Source organism: Vreelandella halophytica, from assembly GCF_968193635.1.
Genome location: NZ_OZ309107.1, coordinates 457,115 through 480,738, shown reverse-complemented (window position 1 = coordinate 480,738; position 23,624 = coordinate 457,115). Strand labels below are relative to the sequence as shown.

The following is a 23,624-nucleotide window of genomic DNA, read 5'->3' as shown; positions in this document are numbered from 1 at the left end:
AGCTATGCCTCAAAAGAAAAACGTATGCGCCATGAAGGCGATAATGGGGAGCGTGATCGCGGTGCGCAGCAAAAACACCACCGCCAGTTCCCACAGCGCGATGGGGATTTTCGATTTCAGCAGCAACGCGCCGATCTCGGACATGTACACCAACTGCGTCATGGAAAGACACGCGATGACGAAGCGCGTCAGTTCGCTGTCGATATTGGTGGCCAGTACCGCGGGCAGGAACATATCCGCAAAGCCGACCAGCGTGGCCGGAGCCGCGGCCTGGGCTTCGGGAATGCGCAGAAGCTCGAGCACCGGCACCATCGGGTAGGAGAGCCAGGTAAAGAGCGGCGTGAACTCGGCAAGAATCAGCGCCACGGTCCCGATGGCGAACACCAGCGGCAGCAGCGTGAGGAAGATATCGATCACGTTGATCAGCGCCAGCCTGGCAAGCGCGACGGGCCCCGGGGCACCGGCGGCGCGGCGGGTGGCCTGTAAAAGGCTATAGCGGAAAAGCCCCGCCTTGCCGGTATTCTCCTCACTGATTTGGCAGCCCACCGGCGCGTAGTAGTCGTTGGCTTTCAACGAAAGCGGCGGAATGCGCGAGACGATAATCGCGGCGACTAGCCCGGACACCACCACGGTGAAGTAGAACGGCACGAACAGGTGGTTGATACCCACGAAGTTGGCCACCAGCAGGCTGAAGGCGATAGAGGCCACGGAGAAATTGGTGGCGATCACCGAGGCCTCGCGGCCGTTATAAAAGCCCTGCTCGTACTGCTGGGACGTAATCAGCACGCCCACGGTGCCGGAGCCCATCCAGGAGGCCGTGGCGTCGATGGCGCTGCGCCCGGGCAGATTGAAGATGATCCGAAACGGCTTGCGCACCAGGCTTCCGATAAACTCCATGAAACCGAATTCGACCAGAAACGGCAGCAAGATCGCGGCAAAGAAGAAAAACGTCAGCAGCACCGGCGCCAGATCGTCGAGCATCACCCCGCCGGTGAACGAGGCGGTGACGAACTCCGGGCCCACCTGAAAGTAGGTCATCACCACGAAAACGGCGCCCAGAATACGCAGCGCCACCCAGATCGGGCCGACGTTGAACATATCGCCGAAGTGGCCGCCGCGCGCCCAGGCCGGGTTGGTCGTCTTCACGTACAGGGTCACCACCACCGACACGCACAACACCAGCATGGCAATTAATGGAAGCGCCTGACCAAGCAGCGCCTGCAGGCCATCGGCCATCATGCCCATACCGATATTGACCGACTCCCCGGTTTGAAACGGCACCAGAAACAGCAAGACGCCGACGACCGAGGGAATCAGAAACTTGAGCAAATGGCTTCGAGGGATAGGCCCGTTTGACGCAGCCTCGTCGCGTGTCGTTTGAGATTCAGACATAGAGTTCACCTGTTGAGAGTGCTTATTGGAGGTGGGCTGGCGGCGTGGGCGTGGGAGGCTTGGCCTCCCTTTGTTATCTATTGTTTTAATCGAGCGTCATCGGCGCCGGGCACTTACTCGCCCCGCTTGACCCCCGGCAGCACACAGAGCATCTCGTACAAGAGCGTGGCCCCCATCAGCGCGGTATTGCCGCTGGTGTCGTAGGGTGGTGAAACTTCCACCAGATCGCCGCCGACGATATTGAGCCCCGCCGCCCCGCGCACGATCTCCAGGCCCTGATGGGAGGTGAGCCCGCCCATCTCCACGGTGCCGGTGCCCGGTGCCACCGAGGGGTCGAGCCCGTCGATGTCGAAGCTGATATACACCGGCGTATCGCCCATCTGCGCGCGTACTTCCTCCATCAAGGGTGCCAGCGACTGGTACCAGCACGCCTCGGCCTGGACGACGCGAAAGCCCTGATCCCGGCACCAGTCGAAGTCTTCGGCGGAGTAACCGGTGCCGCGCAGGCCGATCTGCACCACCTTTTCTTTCGCCAGAAGCCCCTCTTCCTGAGCGCGGCGAAAGGTCGTGCCGTGGGCGATCTCTTCGCCGAACATGTGCTCGTTGACGTCGGCGTGGGCGTCGATATGAATCAGCCCCACCGGGCCGTGCTTTTTGGCCATGGCGCGCAGAATCGGCAGCGTCATGGTGTGATCGCCACCGAGGGTCAGCGGCACGCAGTCGTGGCGCAACACGTCGTCGAAGAACGCCGTGATGATGTCGACGCTCTTGGGCAGGTGGAAGGTGTTGATCGGCACGTCGCCGATATCCGCCACCTGCAGGTACTCAAAAGGCGCGGCGCGGGTCGCCATGTTGTAGGGGCGCAACATGCGTGATTCATCGCGGATCTGGCGCGGGCCCATGCGCGTGCCGGGACGGTTGGAGGTCCCGATATCCATGGGAATACCGATAAAGGCCACGTCGAGCCCTTGGGCACTCTCCTGGGTGGGCAGGCGCATCATGGTGGCCGGGCCGCCAAAGCGCGGCACGCTGTTACCGCCCAGCGGCTGGTTGAACTCGGACATTAAAACCTCCTGTCGTTATCGAGACGGGCTTTCAAAAGCCCTTTTTGGCTACGCATTACCTTGATACTGCATTTAACGTGCCAAACGCTGGAATCCCTTGAGCGGGGCTTTTCGAGCTCAATCGATGCAAAAATGACTTATAAAAGCGTAGCATTGAGTCATACGTGCATTAACCAAGTCATATTCGGTTCAAACAAGGAGGCCGGGTGGAAGATATCGATCGGCACGTGCTCAACACCATCGTGGAAACCGCCAACGACCACTTCTTCATCGTCAGCGCAAGCGGCCAGGTACTGGATATCAGCCCCGGGGTCGAGGCGGTGTACGGCATGTCGCGGGATGAACTGCTCGGCAGCAACGTCAAAACCCTTGAGCAAAACGGCACCCTCAAGCCCTCGATCAGCCTGGAGGTCATGCGCACCCACCGCGCTGCTCAGCTGATGCAAACCACCGGCACCGGGCGGCGGGTGATCGCCGAGGCGCATCCGGTGCTGGTGAACGGCAAGCTCGAGCGCATCATCAGCCGCTCCCGGGATTTAACCGACCTACAGCTTCTTCAGGACGAGTACGCGCTGCTGCAAAAACGCTTCAACGAACACATCAAACGTGACCGCAACGGCGCGACCCCCGACGACCGCGCGCTGGATAGCGCTCTGGAGCACCTACAGGTGCGAAGCCCCGCGATGCGCGAAGTGGCGCGCCTGCTCAAACGCGTTGCGCCCTCGAGCGCCAACGTGCTGATGCTGGGCGAGTCCGGCGTGGGCAAGACTGCTTTCGCCCGGCAGCTCCACCGCTGGAGCGCGCGGGGGGAAGGCGCGTTCATCGAGGTCAACTGCGCCGCCATCCCGGAAAACCTGTTCGAGTCCGAGATGTTTGGCTACCAGCCTGGCGCCTTTAGCGGCGCCGCCCGCCAGGGCAAGGCCGGGCTTTTGGAACAGGCCGAGGGCGGCACGCTGTTTCTCGATGAGATCGGGGAGCTTCCGCTGTTGATGCAGACCAAGCTTTTGAAAGTGATTCAGGACGGTAAGCTCACCCGGCTGGGCGACACCCGCGCCCGCCGAGTGGATTTTCGCCTGGTGGTGGCCACTAATCAGGACCTGGCGCGCCGGGTGCAGGAAGGCGCTTTCCGGCTGGATCTTTACTACCGCCTCAACGTCATTCCCGTGACATTGCCCCCGCTTCGCGAACGCCGCGAGGATATCCCCGGCCTTGCCGAAGCGTGCCTGGCGCGGCTGAACGCCCACTACGGGCGGCAGAAATTTCTGGGCAATTACGTCTGGTCGACGCTGATGGGAAGCGACTGGCCGGGCAACGTGCGCGAGCTCGAAAACTGGCTGGAGCGTGCCTGGCTTTCGAGCGCCTCTGATCAGATCGATCGGGTCGGGCTTTCGCCTCGACCCACCGCTGCCCAAGACGCCCCCTCGCCCCTGGCGGCGCAAAGCGCGCCGCTGGAGGCCGGCGAAACCCTGCCCGACTATCTGGCGCGCCTGGAAGGCGAGCTTCTCGAAGGGCTTTGCAAAACCCACACCAGCACCTACGCCATCGCCAAACGGCTAGGCATCAGCCAATCGAGCGTCGTGCGCAAACTAAAGCGCTACGGCCTTGCGGCCAACGGCTGACCTACGCCCGCCCCGGAGTGTCACACAACCGCAACACCTTTGCCGCAGAGTGATTGACCATCGTCATACCGTTTTGAACGAGTATCGAGTCATGAGCCAATCGCGTATCCGCCTGGAAGGTGTTACCAAACGTTGGGACGCGACCACCGCCGTCGACAACGTCTCCTTTGACGTCACCCCGGGCCAGTTCGTCATTCTGCTCGGCCCTTCCGGCTGCGGAAAATCCACCACGCTTCGCATGATCGCCGGGCTCGAGGACGCCTCCCAGGGCGAGATTCATATCGGCGAGCGCGACGTAACGCGATTGCCGCCGGGGGATCGCGGCCTTTCCATGGTGTTTCAGTCCTACGCGCTGTTTCCCCACCTGAGCGTGGCGGAGAACATCGTCTTCGGCCTCAAGAGTCGCCGCGTCGCTAAAGCCGAGCGCCAGGCCCGGCTCGAGCAGGTCGCAGAGCTCGTCGATTTGACCGCTTATCTCGACCGTAAACCGGCAAAACTCTCTGGTGGCCAGCGCCAGCGGGTGGCGCTCGCCCGGGCGATCATCTCCGAGCACCCGATTTGTTTGATGGACGAGCCGCTCTCCAACCTGGACGCCCGCCTGCGTAGCGACATGCGCCGCGAGATCAAGACGCTGCAAAGCCGCCTGAACATGACGGTGATCTACGTCACCCACGACCAGGTCGAGGCGATGAGCATGGGCGACCGGGTCATCCTGATGCAGCACGGGCGCATCGTTCAGGACGCCACGCCGGATGCGCTTTACAACCAGCCGGCGAGCGCCTTCGCCGCCAGTTTCATAGGAAGCCCCGCGATGAATCTACTGCCTTTGGTGGCCGGTGACACCGGCGCCGTGATCGACGGCGACACGACCCTCGTCGCTCCGCTGCAAGCGGCGGGAGGCCAACTGGGCATTCGCCCGGAAGATATCGAACTGCGCCCGGCGGATGCCCCCGGCATCCCGGCAAGAATCGTGAGCGAGGAGTACCTGGGCGCGGACACCATCGTCTACGTGGCTGTGGGCGAGCAGCGCCTGCGCGTGCGCGTCAACGGCAAACCCGCGCTGACGGGCGAAGCCTGCCGGCTTTTCTGGACGCCGGAAAGCGCCCACCTTTTCGCCGAGGACGGCCTGCGCCAAACGAAGCTTTCGCCAAGCGCGTTACCCGGCACACTGCGTCGCGTGTCTCGCCCGCCCCAGGTGGGTTCGTTTCAACACTAAACCCGAGGAGTTCCCATGCGTTTTCGTCTTCCTTTCGCCTCAACGGCCCTGGCCGCGGGTTTGCTCAGCGCCTCCTACGCCAGCGCCGACGTCGATCTCACCCTTTACTACCCCGTCTCGGTGGGCGGCGCCCTGACCGGCGTGGTCGACAACCTGGTCGAGGAGTTCGAGAGCGAACACCCGGATATCTCGGTGGAGGCGATCTACGCGGGCAACTACGACGATACCCGAGTGCGCGCGACCTCCGCTCTGGAAGCCGGTGACGCCCCGGCGCTTTCGGTGATGTTCTCCATCGATCTGTTCGAGCTCGTCGAGCAGGACGCCATCGTCGCCTTCGATGAGCTGGTCGAGACCGACGAAGAGCGCGAATGGCTGGATAGCTTCTACCCGGGGCTGATGGAAAACGGCCAGCTCGACGGCCAGACCTACGGCATTCCCTTCCAGCGCTCCACCATCGTGCTGTTCTGGAACAAGGACGCCTTCGAGGCCGCCGGGCTCGACCCCCAAACGCCGCCGGAGAACTGGGACGAAATGGCCGAGATGGCCGCCACCATTCGCGAAGCCAGCAATAACGATCAGTGGGGCGTGATGGTGCCCTCCACCGGCTACGCCTACTGGATGTTCCAGGCGTTCGCCTACCAAAACGGCCACCGGCTGATGAACGAAGCGGGCACCGAGGTCTACTTCGACGACCCCGCCGCCATCGAGGCGCTGGAGTACTGGGTTTCGCTTTCCCAGGAACACGACGCCATGCCCGAGGGCATCATCGAGTGGGGTACGCTTCGCCAGAACTTCATCGAGCAGACCTCCGCCATGATGTGGCACACCACCGGCAACCTGACCGCCGCGCGTAACGAGGCGGATTTCGACTTCGGCGTGGCCATGCTGCCCATGAAGGAGCAGCGCGGTAGCCCCACCGGCGGCGGCAACTTCTACATCTTCAAGGACGCAAGCGAAGAAGAGCAGCGCGCCGCGATGACCTTCGTTCGCTGGATGACTTCGCCAGAGCGCGCCGCGGACTGGTCGATCGAGACCGGCTATATGGGCGTGAGCCCCGCCGCTTACGAAACCGAGGCGCTCCAGGCCTACGTCGAGGAGTTCCCGCCGGCGGCGGTCGCCCGCGACCAGTTGGAGCACGGCACCGCCGAGCTCTCCACCTACCAGGGCGGGCGTATTCGCCGCACGCTGGATAACGCGGTTCAAGCGGCGCTTACCGGCCAGATGGAACCCGCCGAGGCGCTCGCGCAGGCCCAGCGCGAAGCCGACGGTATTCTGCGCCGCTACGCGCGTTAAATACCGCTTGATGAGTCGTTATCCATAAGCCGGGCCAATGCCCGGCTTTCACCCCTTGGCGGTCTTTCCCATGACGCTCACCGCTCACCGTAAAATGCAGCTCTATGGCGCGCTGTTGCTACTGCCCGCCGCCGTGTTGCTGGGCGTTTTCGCCTACCTGCCCACGATCACCACGGTGATCCAGAGCCTGTTCCTGCCCGGCTTTCGCAATGAGCCGGCCCAGTTCGTGGGGCTGGAGAACTACCAGTACCTGTTCGACGACCCCACCTTCTGGAAGGTGGCGCGTAACAACCTGATATATGCCCTCGGCACCATTCCCACCTCCATCTCGCTGGCCCTCGTCATGGCGCTGTTCGTCAACGGCCGGCTGCCCGGGCGGGGCCTGGTGCGCATGGCTTACTTTACGCCGACCATTTTGCCGATGATTGCCGCGGCGAATATCTGGATGTTCTTCTACGCCCCGCAGATTGGGCTTTTTAACAAGCTGCTGGGCGCGCTCGGGTTTTCCGGGGCGAACTGGCTGGGCGACCCGAGCCTGGCACTGGGTTCGATAATCGTCATGTCGGTGTGGAAAGAAGCGGGCTTTTTCATGATCTTCTATCTCGCCGCCCTGCAGGCGATCCCGCCGGAGCTGAAAGAAGCCGCGGACCTGGAAGGCGCCAGCCGCTTTAGCTACTTCTGGCGGGTAACGTTTCCGCTTTTGATGCCCACCACCCTGTTCGTGCTGATCAACGCGCTGATCAACGCCGTACGCGTGATCGATCACCTGTTCATTTTGACCAAGGGTGGGCCCAACAACGCCACCAACCTGCTGCTCTACTACGTGTACGAGAACGCCTTCGCGTTTTTCGACCGCACCACGGCGGCCACGATCACGGTGGTGATTCTCGTCGTGCTCGCGCTGGTGGCCACGCTCAAGTTCACGCTTCTTGACCGCAGGACCCACTACCAATGAGCATTTTTTCCCCATGAGTACGTTGACCGCCGCCACCCCTCGCCGCTTTGCAGCCGCCGTTTCCCTGGAAACTTTGGCCGCTTGGCTCTTGGCGCTGATCTGGATTTTTCCGCTGCTCTACGCGGTGTGGGCAGCGTTTCACCCGCCGGCGTTCGTGGTGCGCTTCGAGCTGTTCGCGCCGCTCACACTCGATAACTTCGCCACCGCCTGGGGCCAGGCGCCGTTCGGGCGCTACTACCTCAATACCTTTTTGCTGGTCACCGGCGTGGTGGCCGCGCAGTTCGTGGTGTGTACCCTGGCGGCGTTCGCCTTCGCGCGCTTTCCCGTGCCGGGCAAGAACGTGCTGTTCATGCTGGTACTGATTCAGCTATTCGTGTTTCCCGAGGTGCTGATCGTGGAGAACTACCGCCTGGTCAGCGGCCTGGGGCTTCTGGATACCATCACCGGCATTGGCCTGCCTTACGTGGCCAGCGCCTTCGGTATCTTCTTGCTGCGCCAGACCTTCAAGACCATCCCCCGCGAGCTCGAGGACGCCGCCCGTATCGAAGGCTGCAGCTGGCTGGCCGTGCTCTGGAAAGTCTACGTGCCGCTGGCCAAACCGACGTATCTCGCCTACGGGCTGGTATCGATCAGCCACCACTGGAACAACTTCCTGTGGCCGCTGATCGTGACCAACTCAGTGGAGAGCCGCCCGCTCACCGTGGGCCTTGGGGTGTTCTCGGCCCCGGAAACCGGGGTCAACTGGGCCACGGTGAGCGCGGCCACGCTTCTGAGCATCGCGCCGCTTTTGATCGCGTTCTTGCTCTTTCAACGCCAGTTCGTGCAGTCGTTTCTGCGCGCGGGGATTCGTTAAAGCGTCTGCGCGAGTACGCGGGCGGGCGTTCACGCGCCGTTTCGTGCGACAATCTGCGCTCACGTTTAGGGAGAGCGAGGATGCACGGCGAATCCAATCCGGCGGCCTTGAAGGTGCTGCAAGAGGTCTTCGGTTTTGAGCACTTTCGCGGCCCGCAGCAGGCCATCATCGACCAGGTAAGCGCCGGGGGCGATGCGCTGGTCTTGATGCCCACCGGCGGCGGCAAGTCGCTTTGTTATCAGATTCCGGCGCTGCTGCGCGAAGGCACGGCGATCGTGGTCTCGCCCTTGATCGCGCTGATGCAGGACCAGGTGGCGGCACTCGTGCAAAACGGCGTGCGCGCGGCCTATCTGAACTCGAGCCTCGATTTCCAGGACGCCATGGCGGTGGAGAACCAGCTGCGCGCAGGCGAGCTGGATCTTCTCTACGTCGCCCCGGAGCGCCTAGCGATGCCGCGCATGCAGGCGCTGCTGGACCAGGTACCGATCGCGCTGTTCGCCATCGACGAGGCCCACTGTGTGTCCCAGTGGGGCCACGATTTTCGCCCGGAGTATCGCCAGCTTTCGCACCTGCACGAGCGCTTTCCGAACGTCCCGCGCATTGCGCTGACCGCCACCGCGGACGTGCCCACCCGCGGCGATATCATCGAGCATCTCAAGCTCCAGGACGCGGCGCTTTTCAATAACGGTTTCGACCGGCCCAACATTCGCTACCATATCGCCGAGAACCTGGGTAACGCCCGCGAGGCGCTCTTACGCTTCATTCGCGATACCCACGACAATGAGGCCGGCATCGTTTACTGTCTTTCCCGCAAAAAGGTGGAAGAGACCGCGGCCTGGCTCGAGCGCCAGGGGCTGACCGCCCTGCCCTACCACGCGGGCCTACCCCCGGAGCAGCGCCAGGATCACCAGACCCGCTTTCTACGCGAAGACGGCGTGGTCGTGGTGGCGACCATCGCCTTTGGTATGGGCATAGACAAGCCCGACGTGCGCTTCGTGGCGCACCTGAACCTGCCCAAGAGCATCGAAGCCTACTACCAGGAGACCGGCCGCGCCGGGCGCGATGGCCTGGCCGCGGATGCCTGGATGTCCTACGGGCTCCAGGATGTGATCACCCTGCGCCAGATGCAGCAGGACTCCAGCGCAGGGGACCAGCAAAAGCGCATCGAGCAACAAAAACTCGACGCCATGCTGGGGCTTTGCGAGATCATCACCTGCCGCCGCCAGGCGCTGCTGCGCTACTTCGGCGACCAGCTGGATCAACCTTGCGGCAACTGCGACAACTGCCTGACCCCGCCGGACACCTGGGAGGCCACCGTGGCCGCGCAAAAGGCGCTTTCGTGTGTATATCGCACCGAGCAACGCTTCGGCGTGACCTATCTGGTGGACGTGTTGTTGGGTAAGTCAAACGAGCGTATCGCCCGCTTTGGCCACGACCGGGTCAGCACCTTCGGTATCGGCAATGAGCTTTCTGCCAACGAGTGGAAGGCGCTTTACCGCCAGCTGATCGCCAGCGGCTACCTGAGCGTGGATATCGAAGGCCACGGCGCCATTCACCTGACCGCCAAAGCCAAGCCGGTGCTGCGCGGGGAAGAGGCGCTGACGCTGAGAAAACCCGCGAAAACCAAAGCCACCCGCCGCGGCAGAAGCGGCGCCCCCGCCCAGGGCCACGGCCCGCTGTGGGAGGCACTTCGCAGTCATCGTAAACAGCTTGCCGACGAACAGGGCGTACCGGCCTATGTGATCTTCAATGACGCCACGCTTAATGAGCTGACCGAGCAGCAGCCCCTGGACCTGGCGGCGCTGGGCGGCGTCACCGGCATCGGCGCGCGCAAGCTCGAGGATTACGGCGAGGGGATACTGGCGGTGATCGACAAGCACCGCGGCAGCGCCCCGGCGGCAAGCGTCGGCGACAGTGCCCGGCAATCCGCCGAGATGCTTGGCCAAGGGATGTCGGTCGACGAGATCGCCACAAGCCGCGGGATCACCGTCAACACCGTCTACCGCCACCTGGCGGAGGTAATCGAAAGCGGCGCGCTGGCACTTGGTGACGTGGTGGCGCTGGATCCCGCCGACCTGGAACGCATTCAAAGCGCGTTGCGAGCGCACGCGGGCCAGGGGCTCCGGGCAGTATTCGACGCCCTCGAAGGTCGCTTCGACTACAACGTACTGGCCTGCGTGCGGGCGGCGATGAGCGCCTGATGCGAGTTAGTGCGCACTGATTGAGCAAAGGAAGAAACGATGCGTCAACAACAAGACCCCACCCACCAGGACTGGATACTCACGATCGGGCGGCGCGAACTAGTCATTCACCAGCGCTACGAGGCGCTGAGTATCATCAACGACTTCTTGATCGGCCTCTGGTTCGTCATTGGCAGCTTCTGCTTTTTCTATGAAGGCGTGATCCAAACGCTGGGGGTCTGGCTTTTCGTGGTCGGCAGCGTTCAACTGCTCATTCGCCCATCCATCCGTCTGCATCGCTATATCTACTTCAAGCAGCTCCCCGATACCGATCACGACGCCTGATCAAGGCTCGATCTCGTCGAACGCTTTGGGGTAGCGGCGCTTCGCCTTGATCAGACGCGCGATGGTGATGAAGTTGGTGATCACCACCAGCGCCTCCGCCAGCGTGCCGCCAATCGAGCCGATCAGCAGGTTGTTCATCATCCAGCTAAACGCCGCCAGCCCCAGAAAGACCCGCAGCATTACACCCCGAAGCAAAAACATGCCAAGCGTGCCCAACAACATCGCCACCACGGCGAAAATATCCACGTAGCTTTGCCAGGTCAGCGCCGCTGCCACGGCGCTGGCAACGAGCACACCGGCCATGACCGCAAGGCTTCCCGGGTAGCGCCGGGCAAGCGCAATACGCAGGATCACCATGGCCGTTAGCGCCGCTGCGGTCCAACTGCCCAGAAAACCAAACTGCAGCATGAAGGCGACGTTGGCCGAGATGAGCAGCACCATCAGCTTGTCGTCGTCTTTATTGGCGAACGCCAGCACGCATAGCACGAGCGCCACCAAACCAAAAAACTGGCCCGCCAGGGCCAGTACGTTCACGTTGTCCAGCATGTAACTCCTCAAGGCCTGCAGGCGGGGTCAGCACTGTTGGCGGTTGATACCGTGGCGCAGGCGCAGGTAGGCCCGCAGGCGGCGCGCCAGCACGTCGACGCCGATGTTGATCAGCGCGGTGATCAAAATCAACACCATCGCGCGATCAAAACGAATCTCCTGAATGGCTGTGTCCACGTAAAAGCCGAGCGTGGCGATCCCCAGAATCCCCAGAATCGCCGTTTCCCGCAGGATGATCTCCCAGCGGTAGAACAATAGCGCCAAAAAGGGGCCATAAAGGCGCGGCACCATCTCGAAGGCGTAGCGATCCATGCCTCGCGGCGCGTCCTGCCGCAGCGTTATCTCGTTGCTGCGCCGCCCGATCAGGTGCGCGATGATCCCGCCATTATGCAGCGCCAACGCCACCACCGCGGGCAGCATGGAAGGCCCCCAGAGCTGGAGCAAAATGAATGCCAGCATGTACTCCGGCGTCGAGCGCATCACCACCAGCACCCCATGGCCCACCGCGCCACCCGGGCGGTTCGTGAAATGGCGCGAGATCACCGGATACAGCAAAAGCGCTAGCGCCCCGGTCGCCACCAGCGCGATCTGGGTGAGCAAGAGCGTATTCCAAATGCCCGGCAACGCCTGGTTCACAAAGAGCTGACTGAGCCACTCCCAAAGCGCCCCTAGGCCTTCGCCGCGCCTAAGCGGCGCGGGCACGATGTCCTCGGTAAAAAACCGCGTGACGTTCGACCACATGATGGGCAGCCCCGTGCCCAGCAGAAACGGCGCGGCCAGCAGGTAAACCGGCAAAAGCCGGGGGCGCACCCACCATCTGAGCGTGCCGATCAGCACGTAAAACGTAAGCAAAAGCGCCCCGACCGTGGGGTAGTGGCCCTGGGCGAAGGCCGCCATCAGGTGATAGCCGATGGTCGGCATACCCACGAACCCCAGCACCGCGCTGGAGCGAAGCCCGCACTCGAGCCGATACGCCGTATAGCTCACCAGATGCGGCCAGGCCTGGCTTACCCGGGCGTAGACGAGTCTCGAGAGCCGCCCGGTTCGGCGCGGCAGCACCTCGCCCGGCAGCGGGTCGGTCTCGTCGAGTATTTCGGCGTACACCTTGGCAAATATGCCCGCGTAGGGGATAGCGATGGCCAGCACCCCGGTAATCGGGTGCAGGCCAAAGCTTTGTAGAAAGATCAGCGCCCAGAACAGCTCGTGGATGGCGCGAATGAAGGCGCTGAAGGTGCGCACCCACCAGTGGTGGAACAAAAGCGCCAGCCCCATACCGGCAAGCGCGCCCACCCCCACGCCCACGAAGGCAAAGGCCACGGTGCGCAACAGCGCCTCGCCAAGCGAGTCGACGGCGGTGAAATCCGGCTGGATCAATCCGAGAAAGAGCTGGCCAAGCGAGCGCCAGGGGTCGTGGGCGCTGATCTCGAAATCACCCAGCAGAAGGCATGCAAGTGCCAGTAGAATAAAGCCCAGCGTGACGCGGGTCGTGGCCCGAAACGGCATCAGTAGAGATCCTGAAGCGACGCGCTACTGAGTGTCTCGCTGGGCGCATCGATCACCACGGCGCCGTTTTTGAGCCCGACGATGCGCGTGCAAAAGCGCAGCGCCAGCTCCAGGTCGTGCATCGCGAGCACCGAACACGGGTAACCCATGGTCAGTTTGCCCATGACCGAGCCTGCCTGGGGGCCGTCCAGCGCCGAGACCGGCTCGTCGGCGAGCAAGAGCGCCCCTTGCTGGTAGAGCACTCGCGCCGCCGCCACCCGCTGGCGCTGCCCGCCGGAGAGCTCGCCGCAGGGCGTCCAGCGCTTCTCACTGATGCCGACCTCCTCGAGCAGCGCAACGATCTCGTCGATGTCACGCTTGAAGGGGTTGGCCAGGGTGGCCAGATTGCGCCACCACCGGTGGCGGTCGAGCCGGCCCATATAGACGTTGTGAAATACCGAGAGCGTATCAACGAGGCCCAGTGCCTGGGGCATCAGCGCCACCGGCTGCGACCGCCAGCGGTCATACATCAACGACAATAGCGTGGACTTGCCCGCCCCGCTCTTGCCCACCAGCGCCACGTGTTCGCCTTCTGCCACGCTGATCGACAGCGGCCCGAGCACCCGAGTGGCACCATAATGCGCCTCGGCGTCCTGTAAAACGAAATCGCTCACTCTTACAGCAGGTCCAGCGAGACGGCCACGTCATGAATCGGCTGGAAATCCTCGTTGGAGGCGGGAATGAAGCCCGAGCGCGGGAAGCTCGCCAGCAGTTCCGGGTCGTCCATGTCCAGAAGCGCTTGTTGGAGGCGCTCGGTGAAGCCCTCGCCAAAGCGCTCGTCCACGTCGCCGCGCACGGTCCAGTGGTAATCCGGGTAGGTGGGGGACTCCCAAACGATCTGCACCTGCTCGGGGTCGACGTTGCCCTGCTCCACCTCGTTCTCCCAGGCGGTGTAGCTCAAAACACCCGCCTGATAAGCGCCGGACTGTACCAGCGATACCGTGCGGCTATGGTTGCCGCTGTAACCCACGCGGGAGAAGAGCTCATCCGGCGAGGCACCCAAATCCCGGGTCAAAAAATACTCCGGCATCAGCCGCCCGGAGGTCGAGCTTTGCGAGCCGAAGGTGAAGGTCAGCCCCTCGAGGGCTTCCGGCGCGGTGTCGGATTCCACTGGCTCGATGCCGGTCGAGGCGTTGGCGATGAAGTAGCTCTTGTACTCCGGGTCCTCGACGCCCTGGGCGATCGCCTGGGAGCCCGGCACCAGCTCGCGGGCCTGCACGCCGGTGAAGCCGCCGAACCAGGCCAACTGCACCTGGTTGTTGCGAAACGCGGTGACCGAGGCGGCGTAGGACGTGACCGGAATGAAGCGCACGTCGACATCGAGCGCCTCGGAAAGGTAGTCGGCGACCGACTGAAAGCGCTGTTGCAAGCGCGTTTCGTCCTCATCGGGAATGGCGGTGAAGACCAAAGTGTCGGCGGCGGCCAGCGGCGAGGCAAGCGCTAACAGTACGGCCGCACGGGCCAGCAACGGTTGGCGAGACATGAGTACATCCTTTTTGGGTGATAGGAGACCGGCGCTGAGCACGCCGAAGCAAAGCTAACTAGAGCATAACAGCTCTTCGTCATAAATCACGCGGGGCCGCCTCCCCCGGATATAAACGCTTCCTGATGGTGCTGTCACACGCTTGTAAGCAAAAGCGCCTAACGTCATGGAGCCCACTCACTGGAGACTCCCATGCTCAAGCGCTCTCTCTGTCTGGCGGTAGCCCTTTCCGGCGCGACCTTTGGTTTTGCCGCCGCCAACGACACGCTGACGCTCTACACCAGCCAGCCCCAAAGCGATGCCCAGCAAACCGTCGACGCCTTCATGGAAGCAAATCCCGACATTGAGGTGGAGTGGGTACGCGATGGCACCACGCGGTTGATGACGCGCCTTCGCTCGGAGCTTTCCGCCGGCGTGAGCAACCCGGATGTGCTCCTGATTGCCGACAGCATGACCATGGAGTCCTTGAAACGCGACGGCCACCTACAGGCCTACGAGAGCCCCGAGCGCGACGCTTTTGATAGTGAGCTTTTTGATCCGGAAGGCTACTACTACGGCACCAAGCTGATCACCACCGGTATCGTTTACAACACCGGGGCCGAGGAGCAGCCGACCAGCTTTCAGGATTTGACCCGCCCGGAATACGAAGGCCTGGTGACCATGCCAAGCCCGCTTTACTCCGGGGCGGCGCTGATTCACATGGCAGCGGTAACCGACCATCCCGACCTGGGTGAGACGTATTATGAAGCGCTTCGCGACAACCGTGCCGAGGCGCAAAGCGGCAACGGCGGCGTGTTCAACGCAGTCGCTGCGGGCACCAAGGCCTACGGCATCGTGGTGGACTTTCTGCCGATTCGCGAAGCGGCCAAGGGCTCGCCGGTCGAGTTCGTGTTTCCTGAAGAAGGCGTGAGCGCGGTGACCGAGCCGGTCGCCATCATGGAAGGCGCCGAGAACGTCGACGCCGCCCAAAAATTCGTCGATTTCGTACTCTCGCAAGAGGGCCAGGAACTGGTCAGCCGCCAGGGCTACCTGCCCGCCCGCGCGGACATCGCCCCGCCCGAGGGCTTCCCGGCGCGCGATACCATCGAGCTGATGCCCGTGGATACCGCCCAGGCCCTCGAACAGGAAGAGGCGTTGAAGGCGCGCTTTAGCGAGCTGTTCGGCGGCTGATGCGGGGAACACTCGCCCCCCGCGCCGGTAGCCAAGAGCGCGGGCTGCTAACGCTTTTAACGCTTGCCGTGGTACTGCTGAGCCTGGTGCCGAGTGTGCGGCTACTCATCGAGGCGCTGGGGGATCTAACGCAAGGCAGCGAGGCGCCGCTTTGGCGCGTCGTGCAAAGCGCCGCCACCTGGCGCGCGCTTTGGCATAGCGTCTACACCTCCGGGTTTGGCATGCTCATCGCGCTGTTGCTGGGTAGCCTGTTCGCCTTCGTGATCACGCTCACCGATATTCGCGGCAAGGCGGCGCTGGTGTTTTGCTTCATGCTGCCCATGATGATCCCGCCCCAGGTCACGGCGCTTGCTTGGCTGCAGCTTTTTGGCCCGGCGAGCCCGCTGCTCAAGAGTATCGGCATGGCCCCGCCCCTGGGCAGCCCCCAGCCGCTCTACTCCGCCGAAGGTATCGCGCTGTTGCTGGGTATTCAAAACGCGCCGCTGGTATTTTTGGCGCTGCGTACCTCACTTTTGTCGCTGCCCCGCGAGCTGGTCGAGGCCGCCCGCATCAGCGGCGCGCGCCAGTCCCAGGTGTGGGGGCATATCGTGCTACCGGTCACTCGCAGTGGGCTGGTCGCCGGGGCCGCCATAGCGTTCATCTCGAGTCTTGGCAACTTCGGCATCCCTGCCATGCTGGGGATTCCCGCCGGTTACTACGTGCTGCCCACGTTGATCTATCAGCGTATGGCGAGCTTCGGCACCGGCGTGCTTTCCGAGATGGCGGCGCTTTCGCTGTTGATCGGCATCGTGGCGCTGGCGGGGGTGGCGCTTCAGCAGCACTTCATGGGCCGTAGCCGTTTTGGGCTGACCGGCCATAGCGGCCGCGCCCACGACTTCGCGCTGGGCCGCTACCGCGCGCTCGTCACCACGCTCCTCGTCGCAGTCCTGCTGGTGATTCTCGTCGCCCCGCTGGCAGCCCTCGTGGTCAGCTCCCTGGTGCCCGCCCTGGGCGTTGCGCTGAATGCGACCACCTTGACCCTTGGCGCCTACGTGGAAATTCTCAGCCGCCAGGGGGTGACCTGGCGGGCGGTGAGCAACAGTTTGTGGCTCGCCGGCGGCGCCGCGCTGGTATTGATGGCGGTGAGCCTGCCGCTGGCCTACCGGCTGCAGCGCCTGCCGCCAAGGCTTCAAAACCTGACCCTGAGCGCAGTGGAGCTGCCCTACGCGCTGCCCGGCGTGGTACTCGCCATCGCCTGTATTCTGCTGTTCGTGCGCCCGATTCCCGTGGTGAACGTGGCGCTCTACGGCACGCTGGGGCTGATTTTCATCGCCTATCTCGCGCGCTTTCTGGTGGTGTGTTTGAAGCCGGTGGCGGCAAGCCTGGCCCAGCTCGACCCCTCGCTTGAAGAAGCCGCCCAACTGGCCGGCGCCGGCCCCTGGCGGCGGCTTGGTACGATCATTTTGCCGCTGGTGGCGCCGGCGCTGTTTGCCGGGGGGCTGTTGGTATTTTTGCTGGCGGTCAACGAACTCACCGTCTCGGCGCTTTTATGGAGCGCGGGTAATGAAACCCTGGGCGTGCTGATTTTCAACCTGGATGAAGGCGGCGAGAGCGTGCTGGCCTCGGCGGTATCGGTGCTGGTGGTGGGTATGGTCGCCACGCTGATGCTCTCGCTGAGCCTGCTGACCCCGCGCCTGCCCAAAGGAGTCGTACCGTGGCAAAGCTGAGCATTGAAGGCGTCAGCAAGTATTTTGACGCGCACGCCGCCGTGGACGAACTGTCGCTGGCCGTGGAACCCGGCGAATTCGTGGCGCTGCTCGGCCCCAGCGGCTGCGGCAAGACCACCATGCTGCGGATGCTGGCAGGCTTCGAGCAGCTCACGCGCGGTGAAATCCGCCTGAACGACACGCTGCTGGCAAGCCCGCGCCATCACGTGCCGCCGGAGCAGCGTCAGATGGCGATGGTGTTTCAATCCTACGCGCTATGGCCGCACATGAGTGTGGCGGACAACGTCGGCTATCCCTTGAAGCTCAAAAAGGTGCGCGGCGACGCGTACCGCCGCCGGGTCGAGCAGGCCCTGGCGTTGGTGTCGCTCGAGGATTACGCCACCCGCACGCCCCAGGAATTGAGCGGCGGCCAGCGCCAGCGCGTGGCCCTGGCGCGCTGCCTGGTGACCGACCCGGCGGTGGTACTGCTCGACGAGCCGCTGGCCAACCTGGATCGCCACCTGCGCGCCGCCATGGAGCAGAGCTTTGCCACATTTCACCGCCGCACCGAGGCCACCCTGGTGTACGTCACCCACGACCAGAGCGAGGCGATGGCGCTGGCGGATCGCATCGCGGTGATGCGCGACGGTAAGCTCGTTCAATGGGCCACGCCGGAGACGCTCTACCGCGAGCCTAAAAGCCAGTGGGTCGCGGGCTTCATCGGTCAGGGCAGCGAATTGGCCGTCGCCGCCGGTGCCCCGGGCCAGCGCCTGGATGAAGCCACGTTGATGCAGGGCCTGGCCGCTTCGCCCGAGGCGCGCACCCAGCCGGTGCTGGTGCGCCCGGAGCACGTTCGCATCACCCCCGAAGGCCCCACCGCCTCGGATCTGACCGCTCGGGTCGAGCACCAGAGCTTTCGCGGCGAGCGCTTCGAGCTGCACCTGCGTCTTGCGGATGACAGCACGCTCATGGCCTATCACCCGCACGCGCTCGCCCCCGGTCAGCAGGTGGCGCTCACGCTGACCCAGGGGTGGTGTCTGGAAAGGGATTAGCGCTCATCGCGGGGACGGGCCAGCTTCTTGCGCCGCTGCTCGGCGCGCTCGAGGGTGGCCATCTTCTCCGGGCGCTTCATGGCGGACCACGTACGGATCTCGTCCATACTGCGCCCGCAGCCAATACAGAGCTCACCCTGAAGCTTGCACACGGCGATACAGGGGCTTTCGATCTTCTGAACCATCAGTGACGCGGACCTCAATCATAAAAAAGCGATCCTACCGGTAGCGCTGCCACGCCAGCAAGGCGATGGGCACCAGCGCCACCGGCAGCAGCAGCGCGTTGAGCGCCGCCCAGCCGAGCGTACTCACCAACGGCCCCGCCATAAGCGCCGAGAGCGCGACGCACCCAAACACCAGAAACTCGTTGGCCGCTTGCACCCGCGCTTTCTCTGCCGGGCGGTGCGCCTGGCTCACCAGCCCCGTGGCCGGCAGGAAGGTAAAGTTCCAGCCAAGACCCAGCAAAATCAACGCCAGGTTGAAGTCGCCGAACCCGAGACCCCACTGCGCCGACACAGAACTCGCGGCCAACAGCACGCAGCCCGCCACGATCATCGCACGGGCGCCAAAACGCGCGGTCAGCGGCCCGGTAAAGAACGACGGTGCGAACATCGCCACTACGTGCCACTGAATCGTGCTCGAAACGTGATCGAAAGAGTGACCGGCGTGGGCCATCGCGATAGGCGTGGCGGTCATGGAAATATTCATCACCCCGTAACCCACCATGGCCGAGCCCACCGCCAGAATGAACAGCGGCTGGCGTAAAAGCGTTTTGAGCGGGCGCACCGCACCCTCTGCATGGCGCTTTTCGGCCGGCGGCAGGCGCGTCACGCAAAGCACCAGCAGCGCGATGGCGTAAAGTGCCCCCAAACCGATAAAACTTCCCAAAAAGGGCACCTCGCCAAGCTCTCGGCTCACCCTGGCAAGCCAAGGGCCTACAAACGCCGCCAGCACACCGCCGCCCATGACCAGCCCAAGCGCCCGGTCGCGCTGGTGAGCGGGTGCGGCTTCGATCGCGGCAAAGCGGTAGAGCTGGCCAAAGCCGATGCCGATACCAATTAACCAGGTCGCCAACATAAACAGCGCAAAGTGTTGGTGCATCAGCGCCTGCCCCGCCACGGCTGTGCCAGCAAGTCCAATGACATTGCCCAAAACGAAGCCGCGCTTGCGCCCTAGCTTGCCCATTATGAGCGAAGCAGGAATGGTCGCGCACATCAGCCCAAGCCACTGGCTTGCCACCGGTGCAGTGGCCCAATTAGCGCTCGGCGCCAAGGAGGCGCCAATCAAGGGTGAAACGGCAATAAGCAGGATATTACCGCTAACCAGCAGCGCCTGACACAGCGAAAGTAGTGACACCGTTAACGGCATAGTTGATTCCCTTAATGGTTAAGCGCGGGCGCTCTGAAACCGCTGGCGGTAAACGGAGGGCGAAACGCCGTAGTAGCGCTGAAACTGGCGGCGCAATTGCTCGGCACTGCCCAGGCGCCAACGCGCGGCCAAGCGCTCGAGCGCCACAGGCTGGACATCGTCAATCAGTGCTATGCGCGCCTGCTCGAGGCGAAGCTGGGTCAGGTAGGTGTGCGGCGCGGTGTCCAAATAGCGCTTGAACAGCCGCGTAAGGTGACGCGGCGATACCGCCATGTGTGCGGCCATGCTTTCCAGGCTGTGCGCGGCGCCGGGGTCGGCATGCAGGTGATCGAGCAGGCGTTTGAGCGGCCCGGCACGCTCCTGGTAGCGCTGGATTTCACTGAACTGCGACTGCCCGCCGGGACGATGCAAAAACACGACCAGCTCGCGGGCCACGCGCCCAGCAAGTGCCGCACCGTGGTCCGCCTCGACCAGCGAGAGCGCCAGGTCGATCCCGGCCGTCACACCCGCACTGGTATAGCGCCCGCCACTTTCCAGATAAAGCGCGTCGGGCTCGACGCAAAGCGCCGGGTACTCCTTCGCGAGCTGGCGTGCGTGGCGCCAGTGGGTGGTCACGCGCCGGCCATCCAAAAGCCCGGCGGCGGCGAGCAAAAACGCCCCCGAGCAGATCGAGCCCAACCGGGTGAGCTCGGGCGCCAGCTGACGCAATAGGGCAAGCACTTGCGGGTCCTGGCGCGCCTGAAGCACGCCGCTGCCGCCAGCAACGAGCAGCGTATCCAGCGGTAAAAGCACGCTCAAAGCGTGGTACGCGTACTGGGCGTTCAGCGCTAAACCGCCGTTGGTCATAACCGGGCCGGGCGCATCCGCCACCAGCGTCAGGCGGTAAAGCGGTGCAGGACTTAATTCATTGGCGCTGGCAAACACCTGCCACGGGCCGGTGACATCCAGCAGTTGGCAGTCCGGGTAGGCCAACAAGGCGATATGACGCATCGCGGGTTCTCTCCAGGTGATTAGTCTGAAGAGTGTCCGCCGCGCGGGTTATGTCGGCAAGGACCATTACCCCACCGATAAGGACATCACGGCGCGAGCGAAAGGGCCTGGCGCGCGTCAGCGAGACGGTTTTTTAACGCATCGACTTCCTGCTGCACACGGCGCTTCTCCTCCTCGCTTCCCAGCGCGTCAATGTTGGCGTCGACGTTGAGCAGTACGCTTTGAACGGCCGCGCTGAGCAGGTGCGCCCCGGCGGTGGCGTCGCTTTCAAACTGCGCCTCGATATGCGCTGTGATCTTTTGGCCAAGCGCCAGCGCCTCGACGCAGCGCCGGGCGGTTTCCAGCGGCACCTCGACGGCGCGGCTAGCGGCCTTATGAATGGCCTTCTTCCGGGCGCGCTGCTCGTCGTCGGTGTCCTTGGGTTTTTGCAGCGCCGCCATCATCGCCTCGAACGCGGCCACATCTTCGTCGGCCAGCGGCGCAAGCGCCCGCTTGAGCGCCTCGCCTTGTTCGATCAGCGCGGCGCGCGCAGAACTTGGCTGGTGCTTTTGGCCCAGGTGCAGGCCCTTAAGCATCAGCGCCAGGCCAAAATCCGCCGTCACGCCAGCCGCCGCGCCACAGCCAGGCATGGGCGCGTGGGCCAGGCCGTCGCTAAAGTCCGTCAGGCGTTTTGACCAGAGCCCGGCGTGTTCTGCGTCATGGGTCATGAAAATTCCTCGAGGCGACCCGCGCGGCGAACTCCCGCGAGGGTATCGGGTCTTATTGAGTGGACTTTTTAAGGTTACTTCATTTGCCCAGCATGTGGAGAAGCGTTCAGGTAGTATCTTTAATGTTGACACCGTTTAATACGTTTCCATGGACGCTTTTTTACAAGGAGTCTCACTCTTGACGACGTTTAGCGATACCCCCGCCGCCACCGCTGCCGAGCTTTATGAGCGCGTAATAGCCACCTTTGATCAGGAAGGCGAGCTCGAGTGGCCCCGCGCCGATGTACAGCTCGATGATACCAACCAGACGCTGATCTGGACGCTTTTCGACTACGGCAACCTGACGCTGACGCTTTCCAAAAACGACGACGAGTGGCTGGCGATGACGCCGATCACCCCCGTTGCCAGCGTAAGCGATAACACCGCGCTCAACGAAGAGCTGCTGCGCCAGGGCCTGGCGCTGCCGCTGGCCTCCGTCGGTATCGTCGAGATCGATGGGCACGATTACTACGTGGCCTATGGCCAGCTGTTCGGTGACTCGAGGCTCGCCTCGATCTGCGCCGAGCTTCACGCCACGGCGAGCGCGGCGATGGAAGTGGCCAAGCTCATCCAGCTACATTTTTCCAATCCGGTACGTTAAACCCAAGGAGTTCCCATGCTGAACAAGATCATGACGGCCCTTCGCGGCAAGGCCCACGAAACCGGCCAGGCGGTGGTCGATTCCCAGGCGCTACGCATTCTGGACCAGGAAATTCGCGACTCCGAACAACACCTGAAAGACTCCAAAACCGAGCTTGCCAGGTTGATGGGCCAGCGCCAGATCAACAGTGACAAGGTCGCCACCCTCGAAAACAAGATCGGTGAGCTCGAGCAAAGCGCCGCGGCGGCCCTCGATAAAGGCGAAGAGGAGCTCGCCACCGAAGTCGCCGAGCGTATCGTGGCGCTACAGGACGCTCTGGACGCCGAGCAGCACATCGTGGGCGAGTTCGATACGAGCATCGAGAGCCTGCGCGGCACGATCCGTAACACCGAAAACCAGCTGCGCCAGCTCAAGCAGCAGGTCAGCGTGGTCAAGGCGACCGAGTCCGCCCAGCGCGCCCAGTCCGCCGTGGCGGCGCGCCATTCCGGGCAAAATAGCGCCATGGGCAGCGCCATGGAGTCCCTGGAGCGAATTCGCGAGCGCCAGGCGCTGGACTCCGCGCAGATGAAAGCCGCCGAGCAGCTCTCCAACGAAGAGAGCGGCGCCTCCCTCGATACCCGCCTGAAAGCCGCCGGTATCGGCGCCAACGAGCGCAAGGCCGACGACGTGCTGGCCCGCATCAAGGCCAAAAAAGACGCCAGCCAACAAACGTAGTAATCAAAACGCACCGCCGCGTACACGTTCAGGACCGAGGGCTTGCCGTCGGTCCCTGGTCAGGAGAGGTAAATGCTTAAAACCCTGAAAGCGCTGTTGGGTGGCAAAAGCGAGGACGGCGAGAATCCGTCCGGTTCGTCCCAGGCTGCGTTCAGCGCGGGCCTGCCGATCGGCATGTCCTCCGACGACTTCGCGGGCCTTCGCCTGGACGGCCGGGTGCGCCTGGATCTCAACGAGCTGGGCGCGTTCCCGGATACGCTCTTTGGCTGGGACAGCGACCAGGACTACCACATCGCCGCCGTGGGCCATATCGAGCTTGGCCAGGGGGCGCATCTGGTGCGTTTTTATCTGGAAAACGATACCTGGCTTCAGGCCAACGTCGAGAACCAGCGCGTCGTCGAGTACAAGCTGTTCGACTTTTACCGCGTGAGCCACCTTTCCGAGGCGGAGTTCGACGCGCTTTTGAACCCGGAGGACAAGGCAGCAAGCCCCCTGAGTGCCAAACAGCTGACGATCGAGTCGACCGGCGACCAGACCGAGCGCCGCTTCGAGCGCCTCTGGGGCGACCCCACAAGCGAGTGGTCCCCGCCGGTGCAGTTCGAAGAGCAGGTGATGACCATCGAGAGCGTGGTGACCCGCCAGGTCGTACATCACGCGATGCTGTTCGAGCGCCCGATCGAGGGCTCCGAGCGCATGGAGTACGTGCTTATGAGTGCCGAAAACGACGAAGAAGGCAGCTTCATGCTGGTGGAAAACCTGGGCGTTGACGTAGCCTCGATAGATATTGATGCTATTTGACCGCCAAGCCTT

At 63.4% G+C, this 23,624-nt stretch carries 23 protein-coding genes; 13 read left to right on the top strand and 10 right to left on the bottom strand.

The annotated features are described in order from the left end of the window. Positions 1-9: 9 nt before the first annotated feature. Positions 10-1,392, bottom strand: coding sequence for a YjiH family protein (locus ACWHXT_RS02310; RefSeq protein WP_447957084.1), 1,383 nt, complete (start codon positions 1,390-1,392; stop codon positions 10-12). 113 nt (positions 1,393-1,505) lie between these two features. Then, entirely contained in the window at positions 1,506-2,456 is a 951-nt protein-coding gene (gene speB / locus ACWHXT_RS02305) for an agmatinase (RefSeq protein WP_447957083.1), read from the bottom strand. Between the two features lie 206 nt (positions 2,457-2,662). On the opposite strand from speB, the gene ACWHXT_RS02300 reads away from it, so the two are divergent. The 7 genes from ACWHXT_RS02300 to ACWHXT_RS02270 all read left to right on the top strand — a co-directional run bounded on the left by ACWHXT_RS02300 (position 2,663) and on the right by ACWHXT_RS02270 (position 10,917). Next, a complete protein-coding gene (locus ACWHXT_RS02300) occupies positions 2,663-4,075 on the top strand; it encodes a sigma-54 interaction domain-containing protein (protein ID WP_447957082.1) in 1,413 nt (470 codons plus the stop codon). Between the two features lie 91 nt (positions 4,076-4,166). After that, on the top strand, positions 4,167-5,291 hold the full coding sequence (locus tag ACWHXT_RS02295; protein ID WP_447957081.1) for an ABC transporter ATP-binding protein: 1,125 nt from the start codon (positions 4,167-4,169) through the stop codon (positions 5,289-5,291). Positions 5,292-5,306: 15 nt separating this feature from the next. Further along, on the top strand, positions 5,307-6,584 hold the full coding sequence (locus ACWHXT_RS02290) for an ABC transporter substrate-binding protein (protein ID WP_447957080.1): 1,278 nt from the start codon (positions 5,307-5,309) through the stop codon (positions 6,582-6,584). A 70-nt stretch (positions 6,585-6,654) separates the two neighbouring features. Next, entirely contained in the window at positions 6,655-7,539 is an 885-nt protein-coding gene (locus ACWHXT_RS02285; RefSeq protein WP_447958002.1) for a carbohydrate ABC transporter permease, read from the top strand. A 13-nt stretch (positions 7,540-7,552) separates the two neighbouring features. Then, on the top strand, positions 7,553-8,392 hold the full coding sequence (locus tag ACWHXT_RS02280; protein WP_447957079.1) for a carbohydrate ABC transporter permease: 840 nt from the start codon (positions 7,553-7,555) through the stop codon (positions 8,390-8,392). Between the two features lie 80 nt (positions 8,393-8,472). Then, positions 8,473-10,593, top strand: coding sequence for a DNA helicase RecQ (recQ, locus tag ACWHXT_RS02275; RefSeq protein ID WP_447957078.1), 2,121 nt, complete (start codon positions 8,473-8,475; stop codon positions 10,591-10,593). Between the two features lie 39 nt (positions 10,594-10,632). Then, positions 10,633-10,917 (top strand): YrhK family protein, encoded by a 285-nt coding sequence (locus ACWHXT_RS02270; protein WP_447927905.1) that lies wholly within the window; start codon positions 10,633-10,635, stop codon positions 10,915-10,917. Here ACWHXT_RS02270 and ACWHXT_RS02265 read toward each other — a convergent pair whose 3' ends face one another. From ACWHXT_RS02265 to ACWHXT_RS02250, 4 genes are read right to left on the bottom strand one after another with little or no spacing between them, the layout of a single operon-like run. Beyond that, positions 10,918-11,463: a YgjV family protein gene (locus tag ACWHXT_RS02265; protein ID WP_447895073.1), complete on the bottom strand. Its 546-nt coding sequence runs from the start codon at positions 11,461-11,463 to the stop codon at positions 10,918-10,920. 27 nt (positions 11,464-11,490) lie between these two features. Beyond that, a complete protein-coding gene (locus ACWHXT_RS02260) occupies positions 11,491-12,966 on the bottom strand; it encodes a PhnE/PtxC family ABC transporter permease (RefSeq protein ID WP_447927903.1) in 1,476 nt (491 codons plus the stop codon). Further along, a complete protein-coding gene (locus ACWHXT_RS02255; RefSeq protein ID WP_447957077.1) occupies positions 12,966-13,619 on the bottom strand; it encodes an ATP-binding cassette domain-containing protein in 654 nt (217 codons plus the stop codon). Before ACWHXT_RS02255 ends, ACWHXT_RS02260 begins: the two co-directional genes overlap by 1 nt. A gap of 2 nt (positions 13,620-13,621) precedes the next feature. Beyond that, positions 13,622-14,488: a putative selenate ABC transporter substrate-binding protein gene (locus ACWHXT_RS02250; RefSeq protein WP_447957076.1), complete on the bottom strand. Its 867-nt coding sequence runs from the start codon at positions 14,486-14,488 to the stop codon at positions 13,622-13,624. Positions 14,489-14,680: 192 nt separating this feature from the next. Here ACWHXT_RS02250 and ACWHXT_RS02245 point away from each other — a divergent pair, with 192 nt between their 5' ends. From ACWHXT_RS02245 to ACWHXT_RS02235, 3 genes are read left to right on the top strand one after another with little or no spacing between them, the layout of a single operon-like run. Beyond that, positions 14,681-15,658: an ABC transporter substrate-binding protein gene (locus ACWHXT_RS02245; RefSeq protein WP_447957075.1), complete on the top strand. Its 978-nt coding sequence runs from the start codon at positions 14,681-14,683 to the stop codon at positions 15,656-15,658. After that, the gene (locus tag ACWHXT_RS02240; protein WP_447957074.1) at positions 15,658-17,364 is read left to right on the top strand and encodes an ABC transporter permease; all 1,707 of its coding nucleotides are present in this window, start codon (positions 15,658-15,660) and stop codon (positions 17,362-17,364) included. The genes ACWHXT_RS02245 and ACWHXT_RS02240 overlap by 1 nt, the downstream gene beginning before the upstream one ends. Then, on the top strand, positions 17,352-18,395 hold the full coding sequence (locus ACWHXT_RS02235) for an ABC transporter ATP-binding protein (RefSeq protein ID WP_447957073.1): 1,044 nt from the start codon (positions 17,352-17,354) through the stop codon (positions 18,393-18,395). The genes ACWHXT_RS02240 and ACWHXT_RS02235 overlap by 13 nt, the downstream gene beginning before the upstream one ends. Here the strand turns inward: ACWHXT_RS02235 and ACWHXT_RS02230 are convergent. From ACWHXT_RS02230 to ACWHXT_RS02215, 4 genes are all read right to left on the bottom strand, one after another. Further along, positions 18,392-18,580 carry a DUF1289 domain-containing protein gene (locus ACWHXT_RS02230; RefSeq protein WP_447957072.1) on the bottom strand — a complete coding sequence of 63 codons (189 nt, stop codon included), beginning with the start codon at positions 18,578-18,580 and terminating at the stop codon, positions 18,392-18,394. The genes ACWHXT_RS02235 and ACWHXT_RS02230 overlap by 4 nt on opposite strands. Positions 18,581-18,614: 34 nt before the next feature. Beyond that, the gene (locus tag ACWHXT_RS02225; protein WP_447957071.1) at positions 18,615-19,763 is read right to left on the bottom strand and encodes an MFS transporter; all 1,149 of its coding nucleotides are present in this window, start codon (positions 19,761-19,763) and stop codon (positions 18,615-18,617) included. A gap of 18 nt (positions 19,764-19,781) precedes the next feature. Further along, positions 19,782-20,753, bottom strand: coding sequence for a GlxA family transcriptional regulator (locus ACWHXT_RS02220; RefSeq protein WP_447957070.1), 972 nt, complete (start codon positions 20,751-20,753; stop codon positions 19,782-19,784). 86 nt (positions 20,754-20,839) lie between these two features. Continuing rightward, entirely contained in the window at positions 20,840-21,460 is a 621-nt protein-coding gene (locus ACWHXT_RS02215) for a cyclodeaminase/cyclohydrolase family protein (RefSeq protein WP_447957069.1), read from the bottom strand. Positions 21,461-21,638: 178 nt separating this feature from the next. Between ACWHXT_RS02215 and ACWHXT_RS02210 the strand changes: the two genes are divergently transcribed. The 3 genes from ACWHXT_RS02210 (at position 21,639) to ACWHXT_RS02200 (ending at position 23,612) form a co-directional block, all read left to right on the top strand. Continuing rightward, complete coding sequence (locus ACWHXT_RS02210) at positions 21,639-22,100, top strand: DUF2170 family protein (RefSeq protein ID WP_447957068.1); 462 nt, start codon at positions 21,639-21,641, stop codon at positions 22,098-22,100. A gap of 15 nt (positions 22,101-22,115) precedes the next feature. Then, positions 22,116-22,814, top strand: a complete 699-nt coding sequence (locus ACWHXT_RS02205; protein ID WP_447957067.1) for a PspA/IM30 family protein — start codon at positions 22,116-22,118, stop codon at positions 22,812-22,814. Between the two features lie 72 nt (positions 22,815-22,886). Beyond that, a complete protein-coding gene (locus ACWHXT_RS02200) occupies positions 22,887-23,612 on the top strand; it encodes a DUF2491 family protein (RefSeq protein WP_447927892.1) in 726 nt (241 codons plus the stop codon). The last annotated feature ends 12 nt before the right edge of the window (positions 23,613-23,624 follow it).

Excerpts from the sequence above, each read along its gene's own strand:
- ACWHXT_RS02215 (WP_447957069.1), bottom strand. The coding sequence starts at position 21,460 with ATGACCCATGACGCAGAACACGCCGGGCTCTGGTCAAAACGCCTGACG.
- ACWHXT_RS02220 (WP_447957070.1), bottom strand. The coding sequence starts at position 20,753 with ATGCGTCATATCGCCTTGTTGGCCTACCCGGACTGCCAACTGCTGGAT.
- ACWHXT_RS02290 (WP_447957080.1), top strand. The coding sequence starts at position 5,307 with ATGCGTTTTCGTCTTCCTTTCGCCTCAACGGCCCTGGCCGCGGGTTTG.
- ACWHXT_RS02250 (WP_447957076.1), bottom strand. The coding sequence starts at position 14,488 with ATGTCTCGCCAACCGTTGCTGGCCCGTGCGGCCGTACTGTTAGCGCTT.
- ACWHXT_RS02200 (WP_447927892.1), top strand. The coding sequence starts at position 22,887 with ATGCTTAAAACCCTGAAAGCGCTGTTGGGTGGCAAAAGCGAGGACGGC.
- ACWHXT_RS02230 (WP_447957072.1), bottom strand. The coding sequence starts at position 18,580 with ATGGTTCAGAAGATCGAAAGCCCCTGTATCGCCGTGTGCAAGCTTCAG.
- ACWHXT_RS02240 (WP_447957074.1), top strand. The coding sequence starts at position 15,658 with ATGCGGGGAACACTCGCCCCCCGCGCCGGTAGCCAAGAGCGCGGGCTG.
- ACWHXT_RS02310 (WP_447957084.1), bottom strand. The coding sequence starts at position 1,392 with ATGTCTGAATCTCAAACGACACGCGACGAGGCTGCGTCAAACGGGCCT.
- ACWHXT_RS02225 (WP_447957071.1), bottom strand. The coding sequence starts at position 19,763 with ATGCCGTTAACGGTGTCACTACTTTCGCTGTGTCAGGCGCTGCTGGTT.
- ACWHXT_RS02260 (WP_447927903.1), bottom strand. The coding sequence starts at position 12,966 with ATGCCGTTTCGGGCCACGACCCGCGTCACGCTGGGCTTTATTCTACTG.
- recQ (WP_447957078.1), top strand. The coding sequence starts at position 8,473 with ATGCACGGCGAATCCAATCCGGCGGCCTTGAAGGTGCTGCAAGAGGTC.
- ACWHXT_RS02295 (WP_447957081.1), top strand. The coding sequence starts at position 4,167 with ATGAGCCAATCGCGTATCCGCCTGGAAGGTGTTACCAAACGTTGGGAC.
- ACWHXT_RS02265 (WP_447895073.1), bottom strand. The coding sequence starts at position 11,463 with ATGCTGGACAACGTGAACGTACTGGCCCTGGCGGGCCAGTTTTTTGGT.
- speB (WP_447957083.1), bottom strand. The coding sequence starts at position 2,456 with ATGTCCGAGTTCAACCAGCCGCTGGGCGGTAACAGCGTGCCGCGCTTT.
- ACWHXT_RS02205 (WP_447957067.1), top strand. The coding sequence starts at position 22,116 with ATGCTGAACAAGATCATGACGGCCCTTCGCGGCAAGGCCCACGAAACC.
- ACWHXT_RS02280 (WP_447957079.1), top strand. The coding sequence starts at position 7,553 with ATGAGTACGTTGACCGCCGCCACCCCTCGCCGCTTTGCAGCCGCCGTT.
- ACWHXT_RS02245 (WP_447957075.1), top strand. The coding sequence starts at position 14,681 with ATGCTCAAGCGCTCTCTCTGTCTGGCGGTAGCCCTTTCCGGCGCGACC.
- ACWHXT_RS02285 (WP_447958002.1), top strand. The coding sequence starts at position 6,655 with ATGACGCTCACCGCTCACCGTAAAATGCAGCTCTATGGCGCGCTGTTG.
- ACWHXT_RS02270 (WP_447927905.1), top strand. The coding sequence starts at position 10,633 with ATGCGTCAACAACAAGACCCCACCCACCAGGACTGGATACTCACGATC.